The sequence below is a fragment of the Neglectibacter sp. X4 genome (assembly GCF_009917365.1).
In the GTDB taxonomy this organism is placed as follows: domain Bacteria; phylum Bacillota; class Clostridia; order Oscillospirales; family Acutalibacteraceae; genus Acutalibacter.
Window position 1 is genome coordinate 1 of sequence record NZ_QWLE01000232.1, and the last position, 726, is coordinate 726.

The 726-nt window shown below is 35.7% G+C and carries 2 protein-coding genes; one reads left to right on the forward strand and one right to left on the reverse strand.

Annotated features, from left to right (window positions below):
- The coding region (locus D1841_RS17850) for a hypothetical protein (protein ID WP_166554352.1) at window positions 1–199 on the forward strand (199 nt) is incomplete at its 5' end.
- 267 nt (window positions 200–466) lie between these two features.
- Here D1841_RS17850 and D1841_RS17855 read toward each other — a convergent pair.
- Window positions 467–726 (reverse strand): N-acetylmuramoyl-L-alanine amidase (locus tag D1841_RS17855; RefSeq protein WP_207710204.1); only part of this gene is annotated, 260 nt, incomplete at its 5' end.

Here is a 726-nt window from a genome sequence, read left to right on the forward strand (position 1 = left end):
AATTGCTGCTGCTTATACGCTTGAAGATATCTATCTCTTGGAAAAAGACCTCGCAGGCTCTGCCATTTCCAAAAGTCTGATTCCAACTCAGCGTTACGAATTTCAGGAGCCAGTTCTTTATGAATTTATCCAAAGTACTATGGATCGTTTTGAAACTTTTGTAGATATTATTCAGAACAATCCTGGTGATGAAATCTAATCCCAAATTTACACTCAAAAAGAACACAAGTTGTCGTTTTATGTCAACCTGTGTTCTTTTTTAACGAAGATTTTTCAACAAGGGAGAATTCCTTGAATTTAGACATTTCAGCGACTTATCCACAAGGATAAGTCGGATTGTATACATTTTTTCGCACATTACGATATGGATAACTTTACAAAGCATAAACGTTCATTTTTCAATACTACTTCGTATATTACAAATTTGTCAATAGGAAGTTATCCACATTTTTTGTATAAATTATCCTCATGGATTTGTTCGACTGTCTACAATCTTTGTTCGCCCATTTTTTGGCAAAGATAAATTATAATATTCTGCCACTGCACTGATTATTCCTTCTGCAATCTTTTGCTGATATGTCGGATTTTTCAGATTTCCAAGGTCCTCCGGGTTAGATAAAAAACCGCATTCCACTAAAATCATCGGATGATCTGCATTTCGAAACAGATACATCCCGCTCTTAGGAAGTACAATTCTGTCAGCACCATCTCCCAGCTGCTCTTTTA